The 19717-nt window shown below is 24.1% G+C and carries 8 protein-coding genes; 3 read left to right on the plus strand and 5 right to left on the minus strand.

Features of this window, described 5'->3' with window-relative positions:
• The first annotated feature begins 276 nt into the window (after window positions 1-276).
• A complete protein-coding gene (locus FRW55_RS00625; protein ID WP_146368296.1) occupies window positions 277-2172 on the plus strand; it encodes a hypothetical protein in 1896 nt (631 codons plus the stop codon).
• A 9-nt stretch (window positions 2173-2181) separates the two neighbouring features.
• Window positions 2182-2865: a LemA family protein gene (locus FRW55_RS00630; RefSeq protein WP_146368297.1), complete on the plus strand. Its 684-nt coding sequence runs from the start codon at window positions 2182-2184 to the stop codon at window positions 2863-2865.
• Between the two features lie 64 nt (window positions 2866-2929).
• Here FRW55_RS00630 and parE read toward each other — a convergent pair whose 3' ends face one another.
• Window positions 2930-4855, minus strand: coding sequence for a DNA topoisomerase IV subunit B (gene parE / locus FRW55_RS00635; RefSeq protein WP_146368298.1), 1926 nt, complete (start codon window positions 4853-4855; stop codon window positions 2930-2932).
• A gap of 65 nt (window positions 4856-4920) precedes the next feature.
• Between parE and FRW55_RS00640 the strand changes: the two genes are divergently transcribed.
• Window positions 4921-5652 carry an MAG0110 family membrane protein gene (locus tag FRW55_RS00640; RefSeq protein ID WP_146368299.1) on the plus strand — a complete coding sequence of 244 codons (732 nt, stop codon included), beginning with the start codon at window positions 4921-4923 and terminating at the stop codon, window positions 5650-5652.
• A 68-nt stretch (window positions 5653-5720) separates the two neighbouring features.
• On the opposite strand, the gene rpsR is transcribed toward FRW55_RS00640, so the two are convergent.
• From rpsR to FRW55_RS00660, 4 genes are all read right to left on the minus strand, one after another.
• Entirely contained in the window at window positions 5721-5978 is a 258-nt protein-coding gene (gene rpsR, locus FRW55_RS00645; protein WP_146368300.1) for a 30S ribosomal protein S18, read from the minus strand.
• Between the two features lie 22 nt (window positions 5979-6000).
• Window positions 6001-6786, minus strand: a complete 786-nt coding sequence (locus FRW55_RS00650; RefSeq protein WP_146368301.1) for a single-stranded DNA-binding protein — start codon at window positions 6784-6786, stop codon at window positions 6001-6003.
• A 31-nt stretch (window positions 6787-6817) separates the two neighbouring features.
• Window positions 6818-7180: a 30S ribosomal protein S6 gene (gene rpsF, locus FRW55_RS00655; protein WP_146368302.1), complete on the minus strand. Its 363-nt coding sequence runs from the start codon at window positions 7178-7180 to the stop codon at window positions 6818-6820.
• A gap of 148 nt (window positions 7181-7328) precedes the next feature.
• Window positions 7329-19583: a GDSL-type esterase/lipase family protein gene (locus tag FRW55_RS00660; protein ID WP_146368303.1), complete on the minus strand. Its 12255-nt coding sequence runs from the start codon at window positions 19581-19583 to the stop codon at window positions 7329-7331.
• Window positions 19584-19717 lie beyond the last annotated feature (134 nt).

A 19717-nucleotide genomic window follows, 5' to 3' on the forward strand; every position in this document is an offset into this window, starting at 1 on the left:
TAATCATATTTAAATTATATTTTAATTTATGTTAAATTCGAATTTTATAGATAAACAAGGCAAAAATTAAGCAGATTAACATCTGTATATTCATTAAATAAATGTGTTCATTAAGTTAATGTATCGTTTATGCTACGATTTTTAAGTAATTTTTCAAATAATATCCATTAATTAAATGTGAATTTTTAAGGTATAAATTATGAAATATTTTCATATTTCAAATATTGCAAATTATTTTTTTACAACCAGGGTAAAATTATAATTAGAAAGGAATTGATGAATGAAATAGACTATAAAAATAATACTTTAGAGCCTATAAAAAATATATATGAGAAAAATATATCATCTATTAATCAAATATTAAAAAATTATTTTAGTAATCATGATAATGAAAATATTGAATACAGAAATGAAGTAAATAGTTTGACTGATTCATGTAATGAGATATCCAAGAATATAAAAGATAGGAAAAAGAAAGACAAAATAATTCTAAGAAAAATTACAAATTTTTTCATTTTTATTTCTTTCTTTGTGATTTTAGGATTATTCTTTATAAAATTTTATAAAGAGAATAGAAAAATTATCTCTAGCTTTAAGGCTTTTAAACTTGAAAATTTGAAAGTAATTAGTAATCAAAAAAATAGAATTCAGTGACTTAAAACAGGTTATTTTTCAAATATTGACAATAGTACTGTTGTTGATTATGTTATGAAAAATTTTGGATTTAATCTTGAATATAGTTTTGATTTTAATTTATTAAATGAGTTATTTATTGAAACGAGAAATAATATTTTTCCAAAGAATGTTATAGGTATTAAATCATTTTTAAAAATTAGGTATAAAAATACGCCTATATATAAAGTTTCACTTAGTGATTTATACTTTAAAATTATAACTACCTCCAACTCAGAAAGTTTTCCTTACAGTGCAAGAGTTAATGGAAAAATAGTCACAAAATACGAAACATTAACTGCTTATCATAGAGAAAATACACCTTTTATAAATAATAAAGATTACATATTACTTAAAACTAATTTTTCTAAAGAATTAGAATTTGACAATATTGGTTCTAGTTCAAATTATAAATTCGAAAACAAGGACTTTAATAAATTTATTCAAATCACATCAAGAAGTGATTCAAAAGAATCTGAAGTTGATTTGTTGCAGTTTTTTACTATAAAAACACAAGAAGATTACGTAAATTGATATAAATACTTAAATAAAACTAAACCAATTTTCTCAAAAAAAGATAAATTTTGAATTGTAAAAAGTAATAATACAAATTACTCGTCATTATTAATGAACAATGAGATTAGTTCATTTAACTTTGAAGATACTATAGATTATAAATCTTCAAAAGTTCAACAGAATGTATCTACTTATGTGCAAAATGTTCTAATGGATTTAACAACTTTATTAATTCCACCTGTTATAAGTAGAGAACTATATGAAGAAAATGGTAATTATAAAACATCTAATATATATGAAGTAGAAAAAGAAAAAGAAACTAGAAAAATAGATAGCACACATTTATTAACCGTTTTAAACAGTGATAAATATTTTACATTTAAAGGACATAAACCTTCGTTAAGTACTTGATTGTCGTTTGTAAGTTCTGAGGTTTATGATGAAGAAAACGGTTGCATGCTTTACAATATTAAAAATAATTCATTTTATCATAAAGATCTCATTGACAATGTTGTCGTTGTTGGTAGACATGTGGGTGCTAAAGTAATTCCCGTCAAGTATCGAAGATTTTATGAGATGAGCGAATCTAAGTCAGTGTTTTTTATTGAAAATACTAAAGGTATTTTACTTCATGAATTTTCAATAATTTTGTCTCAAGAAGATATCAAGTATTTTAACGAAGCAATTTCAAAAATAGAGGCTGACAGTTATAAAGGAATTAAGTATCCTGATAACGACGAAATTTGAACACTGATTAGGTTATGATTTGGAAAAAGCATTTTTAATAATAAATTAAGTGTAAAAGAAAATGAAATTTTATCTATAATTAAAGAAATGTGCAAAATATTACCTGATGATTTTGCAATTCACTGTAATCAGGTAGGGATATCAATTTGTGTAAATAACCAAGATTGAAGTAGTAGAACAAATGTGATAAATCAATTGATTAAACTATCAAAAAAATTATTTGAAATACAAAAATAGGAGATTTTTATGTTAATAGACACTAGAATAGAACAAAATGAACAACCTGAAATTAATGTTCAAAATCAGATTATTTCGCCTAAGGCAACAACTTCGCAAAAAATTCTTTTTGCTTTAATGATTTTCTTTAGCTGCATTTTGATTTTTGGTTTAATTTACTGACCATATAAATGAATTTCATCATGACCAAATAAGTTAAATAGATTACAACTTGAAGTTAATGATGCAGCATCATTGATCGATGTTAATTTACAAAAAAGAAAAGATACATTGGTAAAATTATTTGAAGAAACAAAAGCATATTTAAAATTTGAAAACGAAACTTTCACAAATGTTGCGAAATTGAGAAGTCTTAAGAGTGAAGGGATGAGCGAAGATGCTAAAACAACTCAAGAAATGAACAATTTGATGGAAAATATTTCAAGAGATATTAATATTTCGGTTGAAGCATATCCAGAATTAAAAGCTTCAAAAATTGTTTCTGAATTAATGAGTTCGAGTGAATATATTGAATCAGAGATTGCAGCAAGTAGAAGATTATACAATAAAAGAGTAAGTGAATTCAACACAGAAATTTTCACTTTCCCAATCTTGATTAAGGCTCAAAAAATGAAGTTGCATTCAATGTCTTTATTTGCAGCAAGTAAAGAATCTAAAAAAGATGTTGATATGTCTGGTCTTTCAAACATTTAAGAATTTTAGTTAGAATTTATCATGAATATAAAAAGTTGACATTTATTTGTCAACTTATTTTTTACTAATTCTCTATATTTAATATAAAATCATCATCCGTTGAGAAATCAACATTCTTATCAATTCACTCTCTTCTAGCTTGGACATTATCTCCCATTAACATAGTAACTCTTCTTTCAGCTAGTGAAGCATCTTTTATATCTACTTTAATTATCGTTCTAGTTTTAGGATTCATAGTAGTGTCTCAAATTTGATCAGCATTCATTTCACCAAGACCTTTATAACGTTGAATTTCATAACTTGTTAACTTTTCAAGTACTTCTTTCAACTCATCATCATCTCATGCATAAATGATTTCATTTTTATTTTTACCTTTTGATGTTACTTTATATAATGGCGGACGAGCAATGAATACTCTACCATGTTCTATTAATGGACGCATATATCTATATAAGAACGTTAAAAGTAAAATTTGAATGTGAGCACCATCGGTATCCGCGTCAGTCATAATAACTATTTTTCCATATTGAGCTTTTGTAATGTCAAAATCTTTTCCATAACCAGCTCCAATAGTATTTATAATTGTGTTGATTTCAACATTTTTTAATATTTCAAGAAGCTTAGATTTTTCAGTATTTAACACCTTACCTCTAAGTGGTAAAATTGCTTGATATCTACGATCTCTTCCAGTCTTTGCTGTTCCACCAGCAGAATCACCCTCGACTAAGAATAATTCTTTTTCTTCAACTTTTTTAGACTGAGCTGGAGTTAATTTATCAGAAAGAATTTGCTTAGTTTTAAGAATATTTTTAGTTTGTCTTAATTCATTCTTTCTTTTGCGTTCATCATTTCTAATTTCATAAGCACGTTTTATTTTTTCAAGAACTTTTCTTGCAATTTGTTTATTTTCTGTGATTCATTGCTTCATGAATTTAGTTACGATATCTTCGACAATACTCTTAGCTTCAGGAGTACCTAATTTATCTTTAGTTTGACCTACGAACTCCAAGATGTTTTCTGGAACCTTAAGAGAAATGATAGCAGTAAGTCCTTCACGAACATCACTTCCATCAAGTGTATTTTTCCCCTTGATAACTTTTTCTTCTTCAGCAAAAGCATTAAAAACTTTAGTTAATGCACTTTTAAAACCAGTTTCATGTGTTCCACCATCACGAGTTTTAACATTATTAACAAAACTTAAAATTAGTTCATTGTATGTATCAGTATATTGAAAACCAAATTCAACTTCAACTCCATTTTTTTCATCCTTGAATGAGAAAGGTTCAATTATAGGGGTTTTAGAATCGTTTATAAAATTAACAAATTCTTTAATTCCATTTTCATATTTGAATGTTTCACTTGTTTCATTAATTTCATCGTTTAATACTATTTCTAAACTAGAAATTAAAAAGGAACTTTCTTTAAGTCTTTCACTTATAATGTCGGTGTTTAACTTCGCTTTCTTAAAGAATGAGTAGTCAGGCATAAAGTGAACAATGGTTCCATTTTTATTTGTTTTACCTATTGAACTAGTTCTTTTTATAATTTTATCTTGTTCAAATTCAGTGTATCAAATTTGTCCATCTCTAAAAACAGTTACATCTAATTTAGATGAAAGAGCATTAACTACACTTGAACCTACTCCATGAAGTCCACCGCTACTTTTATATGCGCCTTCATTAAATTTACCACCAGCATGTAATTCGGTGAAAACAAGTTCAACAGCACTACGTCCATCTTCAGTTTTACCAACTGGTATTCCACGTCCATTATCTTCAATAGAAACCGAACTATCCTTATTTATGGTTACAATAATTTTATTCGCATACCCAGCAAGAGCTTCATCAATTGAGTTATCAACTATTTCTCAAACTAAATGGTGCAAACCATTTACATCAGTTCCACCAATGTACATACCGGGTCTTTTTCTTACTGCTTCAAGACCATTTAATTTCTTTATATCTTTTTCTGTATAACTGTTTTGTTGCATAGTTTTATTATATTAAATTAATTATCTTTATTTTTAATATTATTTAATTAATATATAATTTTTATATGAATGAATTAAGTTATGAAATTACAAAGAAAAAAACCAAAAGTTCTTATTTATCTCTGACCTTAATTTTTGTAGGTATAGGTTTATTTGTTTTTGGAGCACTAGTTTTAGGTTTAGGAATTTTTTCAAAAAATGTAGAGAGATTTATTGCAAGTAATTTCACTAATTATAGTTTTTACATTACTTACTTAGTTTCGACAATAGTATTTATTGTATGATTATTTTTATTTTCTTATCTACATAAAAAAATGCCGTTTCCAGTTTTAGTTGTTGGATATATATTTACAGTTATTTATATGGCACTTGTAACATTTATCTCAATGTATGCTAATAATATTTCAACAAATAATCTTTGATTGATTGCTTTAATATTTTTAATTAGTGTTCTATTAACTATGGCTTGTGGAATTATAGGTTATTTTGAGTTAATAAAAGTAAAAGTGATGTGAGTTTTATCAATAGTTTTACTTATTGGATTTGTTGTATTGTTTATTATAAGTCTATTTGTGTTTAACAGTACAATCGAGATGATTTATTCATTAGTTGGACTTGCAATATCAGGAATAAATATTTTCTTCTCATTTTACATTATTAGTAAGAAAAATAATGAATTTACATTCAATTCAACTAAAGATATGCTTAAAGAGTCTATAAGCGATGCAATATTTATCTTTATTAACATAGTTTATATGATTTGATATTTACTAAGACTTTTTGGTTCTAGAGATTAAGCCTTTAGGGCTTTTTATTTTGCAAAAATAAAACTAGGAATAAATCCTAGTTAAACACTGAGTAAACATTATTTTTGTACACGAACACGAACGATTGTGTATGGTAATAATGCAACAAATCTAGCTCTTTTAATTGCGTTTGATACGCTTCTTTGGTGTTTTGCACATGTTCCTGACATTGATGATGATTTAATTTGACCTGTACCACTAATGTATCTTTTAAGTAATTCTAAATTTTTATAATCAACATAGTTCATGTTTTGTTCACAGAATTCACAAACTTTTCTTCTTGAACCAAAACCTTTTTTATTTTTCTTAAAGTTCATTTTTTCTCCTATTTATTTTCTATTAATCGAAATCTAAATTGTGATTAGGGTTAAAAATATCATCTTCTAAATCATCATCACTATCTAATTCAAATAAACTTGTGTCATTTTTATTAGATGAGTTTTGATCACTGAATAAAGAACTATTAAAACTATATTCATCTTCTTCATCGTCAAGGTTACTTAAGAAATCTTGATTCGTAGAAGTTTGGTTATTTGATAGGTTTAATTCATTTAGTTTTTCAGTTGGTGTAAAACTAATTTTTTGATTACTCATCTCACTTTGTACAGATGGTCTTGAAAAACTTTCATCAACTGTAAAACCAGCAAAACTATTGTTTGATGCATTGTTATATAGTGATTGGTTTGAAGTTGTATTATCAAATCTATGCACTTGTTGATTTGGAACGTTTTGAACACGTTCACTAAAATCTTTTGAAGGCATATTCGCTACAAATCTATTGTTAGCATTTTGATTTGATGAATTCATTCTAGATTGAACTACTGATTTAGGTTCTAAAATATTGATATTATCAACATTTACTTCAAATGAAGTTACATTCACTCCATCTCTTTGATAAGAACTCATGTAGATTGAACCTTCCACTGCTATTAAAGTTCCCTTAAATACATTTGAAGTCATAAAATCAGCATTTGCTCTTCATGCAACTAATGGAATAAAATCTGTTACATCTGTTGTACCACGACGATTAATTGCTAATCTTACTCTAGCGTATCTTATTCCACTTTGAGTTTGAAATATCCTTATATCAGATGAAACTCTACCAATCAAAAGTACTTTATTCATATTAACCCCTTATCTTAAAATCAACTATTAATTATTCTTCAGTCTTAGGTGCGACTTTTCTAGGTGTTGATTTACGAACTACTTTTTTTGTAGCTTTTTTAGTGTTTGTAGGTTTTAAACCACTTTCTGTATCAAGGTTGATAACTAATTGTCTTCAAACTTGTTTTACAATGTTAGATCTACGTACAAATTCAGAAATTAATTCAGGTTTTGATTCAACTTCTGCATTTACATATTGAGCGTGTTTTGATTTGTTAATTGAGTATGATAATTCGTTGATAGCTAATTTTTCAGCTTTTTTAACACCGTTTCCGAATACTTCTTTAAGTAAATCGAAAGCAACATTAACGTCAGCCTTAGGATCAACGATCATCATGATTTCGTATTTAGCCATATTAAGCCTCCTTTTGGACATTCAGGGTTATTAAAAACCAAGGAGTAAAATTACTCTTTTATATTATATAGATTTAGTATTTTTTAAAGACTTATTTTCTTATTTTTATGGTCAATTTTTCACAAAAAAAGATCTCATAATGAGATCTCTATTTTTTAGGGCCTAAATATCCTCTTTCTAAAGCTTCTCAAAGTACTTGTTCTTTGGTTTTATTAGAATTATGTCTGTCATTTCCATTTTTTATATAATAAATGTAAGCGAGAAGTTGATCTGGATCATAATTATTGTTGTTCGTTCAGTTTGAACGACTACCAAAAACAAATTCCATATTAAACCCACCGTTGATAAATCCTATTTTTCTGTAAGCCGTTTCATCACGTAAGACGTCGATTGGTTTTTTATAAATTGGAATATATAAATCATCTCACATTGCTTTTTGATGAGCTAAGTTAACAATCCCCTCTAGTGTAGTAGCTCTAAGTAAGTTAGTATTTCAATATGTTACTCCACTTGGATTGTTATTTCATAAGAATCAAAGAACAATTTCAGTAACTCTGAATAAATTTCTATATTCAACAGTGTCTTGTTTAAATGTTGGAAGTGATTTATTTATAGCTTTTTTGAATAATTCTTCATAGAATGGTTTAAATATTTGTGCAAGAAATCCTTTCGCCTTATCAGGGATTGTTAAAACATTTAACGTACCAATCTCGACTTTTACACTTGAACTTGATGAACTTGATGAACTTGAATTTGGACTAAGTATAGGTTTAAGAATCGAATAAATACCGGTATTTTGAGTTAAACTACTTGATTCAAAAATTCTATCAATTAATTTAACAAAATCTGCTGAACCAATTTGATTTATGATTTTTCCGATTAATTCAGATTTATCAAGAATTTTAATAACCTGAATTGCGGACCCGTCATCATTTGAAATGATGCTTAGAACACCTTTCATAACTGCTTCAGATATTTTTTCTGAAGTAATTGGATTTGAAGCGCTAGGTTTTAAGTTTTTAATATTATCGTAAATCTTATTAATTATTTGGTCAAAATCATTAGTATTAACAATTGCTTTAAGAGCATTTTTCATTACTCTACCAAATAATTTCTTATCATCTTCAATTAAATTAAATCCACTCTTTCTCAATATTTCAACAAGCAATTCACCCATACCGTTTTCAAAGTCAATATCGTTACTATTTACTGTATCGGTTAACCACTTTTTAATTGAATTCTTGATGTCAGTCGATTTTGAACTATTAAGAAGTTTGTTGATTAATTCTCATCAGTTGTTTAATTTAGAATATTCTAAATTATTATTGATTACTTCTTCAACTAAAATTGTCAATAGTTTCTTAAGGTCTTCATTCTTTAATACTTTTATAATAAAGTTATTAATTTTATTTTTATCAAGTGTTGAGGTTTCTCCAAGAAGTAATGATGGGATATCTAATTTTTCTAATATTCTTCTTATCTTAGTTTCATCAGAAGTTAATTTATTAATAATATGACTGATTATTTTAACGATCGTTTTCTTATTTTGTGTTACTAGATTATCTTTTAAGAATTTGCTAAAAGTTGCGTATTCAGTAATTTTAAGATTGTCAAAAATTTGTGATGTTATTGAACTAAATAAACTAATTATGTTGTTTGATGAACCAATTTGATCAATGAGTGGATCAACTAAATTATCAATTAAATCAAGTCTATTTAATAAATTATATAGATCATCAACAATCATTCTCATAAATGAATCTGCTTCAGGGATATTTGTTGAATTTATTTCAACGAAATTAAAGAAGTGTTTTACAACGTTATTAAGAATTGTTTTGATTGTTGGATCTGTAAAAATATCTCTTAAAAGTAGTTTTAATTCATCTTTAATAGTATTTCTTATTGCAGCATCATCTAATGAAATTTGTATAATTTGAGTTAAATTGTTTGCTTGAGAAATTCTATCATTTTTTGTTTTTACAGAGTCTAGAATAGCAAAAACAGAATTTTTTAGGTGTTGATTATCAAAAATTATGGTGATTGCAGCTTTTAGTGAAGACTCATCAGTATATTTATAAATTTCATTTAATGTAGAAGAACTTAAAGAATTTACAAAGGCATTAGCAATAATTTGGTTTTGATTTAAGTATTCTAAAATATTAGTTAAAACAATTTTTAAATCATAATAATTTGTTGAATTTCTAAAAATATTTGTTTGTGCAACAATTTTAACTAAATCAGTTACTTTTTGATCCAAATTATTTTCAAATTCACCAGTTAGACTATTTGATATAGAATTTATAACATTTGTAAAGTTGATTTCAATACCATTAATTTTGAATTCATCAATTAGGGCATTAATCAATTTATCAGTTAAGTTTAAATTATTGTTGATTGAATTTACTACAGTTAATAATTCAGATAATAATGATTTAGAATCTAAAGTATTTTTAAGCAATCAGTTATTTTCTAATTTTGTCAATAATGAATTAAGTGGATCAACAATAATGTTTCTTACTTCATTATCGTTTAATAATTCCTTGATTACTGAACTAAAATTAGTTTTGAATAAATTTTGAATTGAAGTTTTATTGAAAACTTTCTTAATTAAATCATTGTAATTTTGGCTTGTTGAATATTCAGCTGAATTTTCAATTATGTTGTATGCAATATCTTTTAGTAAACTAATAGTATTATTATTGTTTAATATTTTTACGCTTAAAGTACTAATTTGTTCGCTTGTTAAATTGAATTTTTCAAGTAATTTTTCTAACCCTAATGTTTTAACAAAGTTTTTAATATTTTGAGGATTATCTAATTTATTTAGCAATTCACTAACAATAGCTTTTAACGTAGCTTTATTCTTTGTATCATTAAAGATTCATGAAGCTAATAATTTTTGAATTATTTCAAAATTATTTTCAACTAATTTATTTTTAAGTTTGTTAATTAATTGATTAATTGAAGTTGTGATATTTAATGGATCCTTAAGAATGTTTAATACATCAGAAATTAATTCTTCATAAAGATTTAACTCTTTGAGAATAGGAATTATTGAGTCTAAAGTTGAACCAACTAGTTGATTAATTCCGCTTATATTTAGATTAATTTCATTTTGTTTTGAAATATATATTAACGATTTTGTTGCAATCGATTTTACTTGCGTATTTGTTATTATTTTTTCAACTAAGTTATTGATGTTTGTTTTATTTTCATCAATAATTCCATTAATTTTAAAAATTGATTTTATCAATTCATTGATGCTATTTATATTGTTAAGTCATTCACGATTGTTTAATAATTTAGGAGTAATATTTTTGATAATATTTTGAAAATCAATGTCTTTTAATATGAATCTGATTAACTCAATTAAATCATTTTTATTCGCATAATTAAATAATTCGTTCGAAGGATCAATTGAATTGATTTGTTTAATCAAAATATTTTCGATTGTTCCATCATTTATTAAGAAAATTAAAATTTCTTGAACTGTTCTGGTCAATGTATCAAAATTATTTTTGATTGATTTATGTTCAATAATACCATTTACAAACTGATATGGATTTTCACTAATTTTATTTGAAATGATTTTTGATATTTCTGTTGGGATTTGTACTAAGAATGAGTTAGGATTATCACTATTTTTAGCTGAATTGATTAAATCAATTGTTTTATCAATAATTGGTTCTAACAATTCTAAATCACTTACTAAAACATCAATTTCATTTACAATATCACTAATCATTAATTCTAATTTATTATCATTTGTTGCACCATAACTAGTCAATGTTTGATTAAGTATTTTCTTTAATATTTTTCTAATATTTTGATTTGTTAGTAAATCATTAATTAATCCCTTAATATCATCTCTTAATTTATCAAAATTTACAAGAGATAATATTTTAGATATAAAATCATCAAAGTTTAATGCTTGTTTTAAAACACCAACATTATTTAGTAGATCTTGTGTAATTACATTAATTATTTGATTGAAGTTTGTGTTAGTAGAAATAAATTTAATTATTTGAACTAAATCGTCTTTATCACTATATTTAAATAATTCATTTTTAGCTGAATCTGATAGACCATCAATTAATTGAGAAATTGTTTGTTCATTTGAAAGCAATTTAATTAAATTGTTAATTATTTTAATTAAATCATCCTTATTTTCATTTACTAGTTTTGAATCTAAAATGACTTTAATAAGATTGAATCCAATTTCTTTAGCATTTTCAGAATTAAAATTATTTTCCTTGATTTTACTAAAAATATTTGAAACTATAGAACTAATCGAAATGCTAAAGCCGTTTGATTTTATCTCTTCAGTTATTGAACTTACAATACTTTTAGTTAAATTAATAACTGAATCAACATCACTATAAATATCAATTATGTTTGAAACCAGATTTTCCTTGTTTGAAACACCTTCAAGAATTAAATCTATAGTAGGACCATTTAATTCTTTAACCAAAATTTTCTTAATTATATTTTTTATATTTGGTTTACTAATAAATTCTTTAAGAATTGAGCTTAAAGAGTTCTCAATTTTTTCTCTAGTTTGATTATTTCACAATAAGGTTTGCACAAATTCTTCAATGTTATTTGTGTTTTTGTAAATATTTTCTCTTGCTGAAATATCATCAATAATTGCATCAGTCATATCAACAATGTGAGTTGAATTAAACACATCAACTAAAGCATTTTTGATTTCTGATTCATTAAATTCATATCTTGCTGTATATTCTGTTAAATCAATTCTATCAACTCATTTTTCGATATTATTTGGAACAAAATTATTTAATAATGTATTTATAAATCTATTTATCTCATCTTTATTTTTTGAAATAACTCTGGAATCAAAGATGTTTTTAACAATTTGGTAGTAGTTTTGCTTGATTGAGCTTAATAATTCAGGTTTTATTTGATTGAATAATTGTTCAAAAGTTAGACTTGAATTTAAATTATTGTTAATAATTTCAAAAATCTTGTTTAATAAATCGAAAGAATCGTTTGTAATTAAAACATCGTATAAAGAATTAGTTAAAGCGATAGAAAGTTTTTCGTTTTTATTAATTATGTTGTTATCAATTAAAAGATTATTAAGAATTTTATTGAAAGTTTCCGTTAAAGGATTGCTCTTTAGTACTGAGTTTAATATTTCAGTAATTTCTTGGTAGTTGTTTAATAATTGACTTTGTTTCAATGCTTCAAAAACAATTTCATCAATTGTGTTTTTATTAATTCACTTGTTTGATTTTAAAAGATTTGTAGCAGAATTTTTAACTAAATTAATAAATTTATTATTAGTGATTAACTCACTAATTAAATTCCTGATTTCATCTCTATCAACTCATTTTTCATCAATTAAATCAGATAAATTAGTGATTCAATCTTTAACTTGTGGAATATTGATGATATTTTCTAAACCATTTTGAATAATGTAATTTAGTCCTTGATAATTATTTGAAATTAAAGGATTATTGAATATAAATTTAACAAAGTCTAGCGGATCTGAAATAACTTGTTTTACTGAATTTGTTATTGAATTAGGAATTTCAGAAATTATTTGTTCAAAATTACTATTATCAACCTTAATTTCTTCTACTTTATCAAATATAGAATCTATAATTTTGTTTAACAATTCATTATATTCAAGTATTGTGTGTAAGTTAGTTGCAAGATCCTCAGAAAGTTTTTTGACGGTGTTATTTGGGGTTATTTTTGTAAATTTGTATATAACTTTTTCAATAATTAATGAAATATTAATTTGAACATCGTGATTTTTCAATAAGCTGTTTACAAGATTTTTAACATCAGATCTTATAGAGTTAAAATCAGTGTTTTTTAATAATTCAGAAAATAATTGATTATAAGTTGTTACATTTTCAAGATTTATGTTATATGTGTTGATACCATGAATTATTTTATTAATAATATTTTTGAATTCTCTTGTACCTGTTGTAATTTCAATAATACTTTTGAGTGATTGTATATCGAGGTATTCGGTGTCATTAACTAAAATATTTAATAATGAATCAAAGTTTATTATTTTAGATAAGTTAGAATTGATTATATTTTTAATTATTTGTAATATGTTTTGTTTATCTTCTGTTCAAATTTTCTGATTTAAAATGTACTTAATAAATTCTATTATATCTTTTTCATTGCTTAAATATATGTTTTTAAAATCACTAAATAAACTTGATAAAAATTCATTTATAGAGAAGTTTTCGTTAGAAATTCCTTTGATTAGATTATTTAAAATTAAGCTAGATAAATTGAATTTATTATTTGCTGAAGTGATTAATTCAATAATATTACTTGTAAATCTTGAAGTGTTAGTAACTCCATCAAAAATTTCGTTCAGGTCAACATTATTGAATAATTTGTCTTCTATTATTATCGATGCCAATTCTTTTAATTCTGTATTATTCAATAATTTGTTAATAATATTTTTAATCTGTTCTGAATTTTTACTTAAGTTTTCTTGATTTTTAAGAATTAAAGAAACTAATTCAATATAGCTATTTGCTTCTTTATATTTATCTATATTTATAATTGTGTCTTTAATAATTTGCTTAAATACATTTCTAAAATCCGAATCACTTTCAAGCATTTCGATTATTGAAACAAAATTAGGATTAATCTTATCATTCTTGATATTTAATTGAGAAGATAGGTCGATGTTTTTAATTTTCTCAAAGATATTTATTTCATCAAAAATCTTATTGTATAAGTAATCAAAATTTTCAGATATGAATTCTTTTAAAGGTGAAATGAAATCACTATTTAAAATTTCTTTTACAAATTCATAGTTATTTATATTAATGATTTGTAATAATTCAACTTGAATATTTTTGATAAACTCATCTATATTACTTGAATTTTTAATAGATTTACTTACTGCAAATGAAATTTTACTAATATTTAATTTTGATTGATCATTTTTCAAGTAGTTAATGAATGATGTTGTAAATAAATTTATTTGTTCGGTTGAGTATGTTAAATTATTATCAATACACAATCTTTCAATAAATTTATTTAAGGTTTTTTGCAACTCAGAAATATCGAATTGTTCTAAAACATTTTCAATTAATGAAACAAGAATGTTTTTGCTTTGAGAGTCACTGCTAAAAATTAAAGAATTAATAATATCTTTTGTATCATTAGAAATTAAAACATCTGGGTTATTGATTATATTTCTAGTCAAGTTAATAACTAATTTATCAAAATTTGGATTTACTTTAATTAAGTTTAATAAGCTATAAATTTCATTTTTGTCTATAAGTAAATTAATCTTTTTATTTTCTTGATATTCAATTTCGAATAATTTTTCATATAATGATTCATTAATGAATTTATCTTTTATAGTAGTTAAATAAGCACTGATCAAGCTGATAAATTCTTCTTTGTTTGATTGAATTGAATTCAATTTTAATAGTTTGTTTAATTTGTTTTTTAAATCAAAACTTAAATCTGAAGATAATTTTTTAATTATCACATCAAGAATTTGTTTGAAGTTAACTAGTTTATTATCTTTATTCAAGTTATCTAACTCAATAGCCATGCTTGAAAATAAATTGTTTTTAACACCTAAAATATTTAGTATTTGTGGAATGTCATTAGCTAAATCAGTTGATAGTTTTTGAATTTGAGTTTCAGATAGACCTGAATCAATTAAAATAAATTGATTTTTAATAATATTTGTTAAAAGTTTTAAAAATGACTCTGAATTAATTAAATCATTAAATAAATTATCAAGGTTTTGACCCAATTCATTAAATTTAAAGTTTGCAAATAAAACTTTAAATAATTCTTCAAAGTTTGAAGCTTTATCTAATTTTTCAACATTACCAAAGAATAAATCAATAATTTGATTTAATAATAAATTAAAGTTTTCATTATTGAATATTTCTATAATTAATTCTTCAAAATCACCTTGTTGAGCAAAAATAGATTTCATATCAACAGATTCAAATAATTTTGTTGTAATTGTGTTTAAGAATTTAGGATCGTTTTTGATTTTATTAAACACATTCATTATTATTGTTTTTAAATCTGTTGCTAACTTACTTATTTCTTGTTCGGTAGCTAAGGAATTTATGAATTCAACAATAGTTTTTTCTCCATCTTCACTTTCAATGTTAAATAAAGAACTAAAAGTTAATAATATGTCTTTAATATTTAATTGAGTTCCATTCGATGAAAGTTGAGATAAAAGAGATTGTAAGATTTTTTGTGAAATTCCCAATTTATCATTACTTTTTACAATTAATTTTATTAACTTAGTAACAACAAACTCTGGGTTTTGGACATTTTCAAAAATTCAGCCATAATTAAGCTCTTCAATAGTTTTCATTAATAATTTAGTCATTAATTCTTGAACAGCTTCATTATTCATTGCTTTTATGAGCTTATCATTAACAATGGAAATTAATTCTTGATCTATATTACTTGATGAAAAAGTTTGTTTTATTATTTCATCAATAATATTGTCTGCATATATATTTGTTTTCTGAATTCCGTCAACTAAAGCAAGTGAGATTTTACCAATAAGTTTTTTGAATTTTTCATCCATTAGTTCATTTGTTATAAATCGTTTAAGTTCATCATATTTAGTTAAATCAAATTTAGTTTGAATTTGTAAACTATCTAAGAATTTGACTACATTATCTTGATTGATTATTAATTTAATAATGTTTTGAATGAACTGAGAAGTTTTTATAGGAGAGTTAACATCTTTGAGTGATTTAACTATTGAAGGTAAGAATGTTTTTAGTAAATTAACTGAGTTTTGACTTAATTGATTTTTAACATCATCTAAAAACTGATTTAAAGATGAACTATTTTCAAATGTATTTATAATTAGATCTAAGATATCATTAACTTCGGATTTTCTTAACACACTATTGATTAAGTTTTCGAAAAGATTTGAAGCAAATTCATCATAGTTGAAAATTTCTTCATGTAAACCTAATTCTTTGGTTTGTTTGATTATCAATTCTACAATTGAAGTTTTGATTTTTGGCAGTTTCAATAATGAAATAATTGTTTCTTTATTATTTTTAATTTCATTTATTATAACTTTATCTTTTAACGAATTGTAAATAATTGTTGAAAGTGGCTCATTTTTTAGTTTGTTTACTCAGTTTTCTGAAAGTAAATTATTAATAAAACGATTAATTATTAACTTAAATGAATTTGTTTTCAACTTGCTTGAAATTGTTGATATTAATTGACTATTTGAATTATTTCCATCACCAAGGATTGAAGTTAACAACATTTCTAAATATTGATTATTATCTTCGAGTAGGTAATTAACTGTTGCTTTGATTAAATCTCTTATAGCATTTTGATTTTCATTGACAATTTCAGAATTAAGTAATTTTTTCAATATTTCATTGAAATTAAATTCACTAATATTTAATAAGTTTTTAATATATGAAATCAATAAATTAGACGTATTATCTTTCAATGAACCAAAATTATTTGAATTTTTTATAGCATAAAGTAAATTGTCGATTAAAGTTTCAATATTTTTATCATCTTTAATAAAACTATCAACTAATAAAGTAACATCACTAATCAATTTACTATTTTCTAATGTTGTGTGATCTAATTCTATAATTTCATAGAATTTTTCAATTATTTTCCTAATAGATTTTTCAATTTCCAATTCATCTTTAATTGATTTGACAAATTCTAAAATGCTGTCTCTATCATTTTGTGCAAATCCTTTTGCTACAAAAAATAAAATATCATTTACATCATTAATTTGCACTTTAGATTTTGTTTTTTCTTTTATGGCGTTAATAATTGATTTAACTAAAATATTTTTATTATTTTCATTATTGATTATGTTTGAGAATTTATTTTTAAGTTCTTCAATATTTGTAAAATCATCTACTAATTGTTTAATATTGCTTGGGATTATTGAAAATATTAAACCACTATGATTGATTTTTTTACTTTCAAGGAAGTTGTATAACATTGTTTCGATAATATCAATGTTATTATCAAGAACATTTGAATTTAATATTTCAAAAACAGGGATTAATAATTGTGTAATATCTAGATTTGATGATGAGCTTGAATTTAATATTGATTTTATAGCATCAACTAATAATTTTGAAATTTCATTGTAATTTTGATGATTGTTTCTAACAAAATTAATTATCGATTCAACTGAAACATTAACCAAACTATTTGCTAAATCTTTAATTGATTCATTATTTAGAAGTGATTGTAATAATAAATCAAATCTTTTTTCATCAACATTTAATAAAATGTCATATTCATTTAAAAATTCTTTAACCTTATTAGATATTAAACTAATTACCTCTTTATCAGATAAAAGAATTTGAATTACTTTGCTTATTGGATTTTTAAGTGCTTTAACAGTTTTTCCATTAGAAATAATTTTTACAAATAAATCGTAAAATGAATTTACTTCTTCAATTTCATCAGATGTATCTAAAAAATCATTGATTAATGCAATAATTGCATCTTCTAAGTCATTTTGTTGAATGGATTTTTCAATTAATTCAGAAACTTTTTCTTGAGTAAAATTAGGATTATCTATCAACTTAGTTATATAGGGTGAAACAAATACCTTTAGCTTAGAAAATAATATTTCTATTAATTTAGAATTTTTTAAGTTTGATGAAAGTTTTCTAATTTCATTTTTATTTTGTTGTATAAAGTCGCTTTTAGCTAAAGTTTTTAATAAGTTAAGAATTGACTTTTCATCAGTTAAACTGTTGATGAGAATTTTAGAAATAACTCCATCATCAAATATTGAAGCTTTTGGATTTTCTTCAACTAATTTGGTTATTTCATTTTGTAAATTACTAATTAAATCTGATAAATAACCTGAATTGAGCAATCACTCAACGATTTGTTCAGATCTTTTGAAGTTATTTTCTGTTAAGAAGTTTTGAAGTGACCCATTAGGATCAATTATTTTAATGTAATCTGATTTAACTAAAGTTGAAATCAAACCTTGAGTAATTTTCTTAAAACTTCCGCTAACTCTTAACATTCTTTTACCAAAATTGTCAGTAGAACGCAGCGAATCAATTTGAAGTTCAAAATCGTCTTTTTTGTTTATAAATTCTCAGTCACTAGCACCAATGATTTCTTTTATAACTTTAGAGTAATCATCGATTTCGATTTGATGAGAAACAGTTTGATAATCACTTTTTAAGAATTCATTTGAAAAGTTAAAATTTCCTAAATTTTCATAATCTTTAATATTTAAACTTGGGTTAGTAAGTTTTATAAACAAATCAACAGCCATTTTTTTATATCCATTTGTGTTAGGATGTATATCAAACCAAATCGAACTCATTTTTTGAGAATTTTTATTTCAAAATTCATTATTTACTGGATCGATGTAGTTAATACCGTTTTTACTTGCTGTTAATTTGATTGTATTATTTAATATATCAGTAAAAAAGTCTGTCAGACTAAAATCTTTTGCAATATCACCGGCAAATTTCTTAATAAAGTCATCAATCATGTATTTTAGTTTTAAGAAAGGAGTAGGATATGAAATGAAGTTAATGTTTGCTTGAGGTGCAATACTTTTAATTTGTGAAGCAAAAATTTGAAGTCTCTTTGAAACTTCTTTGATCGAATTATCCAATACTTTCTTTACATTTTCAATTAATGGACCGAAAGTAGGGTTATCATTAAGTATTAATTGAAGACTTTGGGTGATGTTGCTTTCTTTTATAGCATCAATAAAAGTGTGTATTAAATCATTAGCTCCAATTGATAAGGTTATTAAATTAGAGTTTTTTAATTGTTTAACTATTTCATTAGCCAATAATTTATAATCCTTACCAAAGCGACTTATTAATTTGGATTCGTCAACTAGATTTCTTGAATTGCTTGCTATTTGCAATAAATCTATTCACTCATTAATAGTCGAAGCAGTTACTGAGTAATTGTTAAAACTTTCAAGTCTATTGATTTGGTTGAATAATCTTGATAAATAAGACGGATAACTTAATCCGTTTACAACACCATTTTCATAACTTCCTTTATAATCTTTATCCAATGTTCCATCAAAACCGGCTGTAATTGAATCACCAATCGCAACGTATTTAATTTTTGTATCTTTAGAAATTAAATTGTTGGATTTTATTTTTTCTTCAGGCAAATCAACATTTGGATTATCTTTTACAACAGTGTCGAAATCAATAATATTGTCATCAGAAGGATTTATAATTTCAAATTTTTTATCTTCATCTTCTTTTTCTTTGTCTATAATATTTCCACCACGATCAACTTGTTCTGGTTTATGTGTGGCTATTCAGGTTGAAACACCAGCAATAACACCTATCCCCATCATTGCAGAAATCGAAGTAACAATAATTAATTTTTTCTTTTTCTTCATGTCAACTCCTTATTAATATGTAATATTAATATGTGAAATTATACAAGATTATTAATTAATTTAATTTGTGTAATTTCCGGAAAATATGCACTTTTATTCAAAAAAATATATGATAATTAATGTTTTATATTAAT

Origin of the sequence: Mycoplasma anserisalpingitidis (assembly GCF_007859615.1) — a bacterium.
In the GTDB taxonomy this organism is placed as follows: domain Bacteria; phylum Bacillota_I; class Bacilli_A; order Mycoplasmatales; family Metamycoplasmataceae; genus Mycoplasmopsis; species Mycoplasmopsis anserisalpingitidis.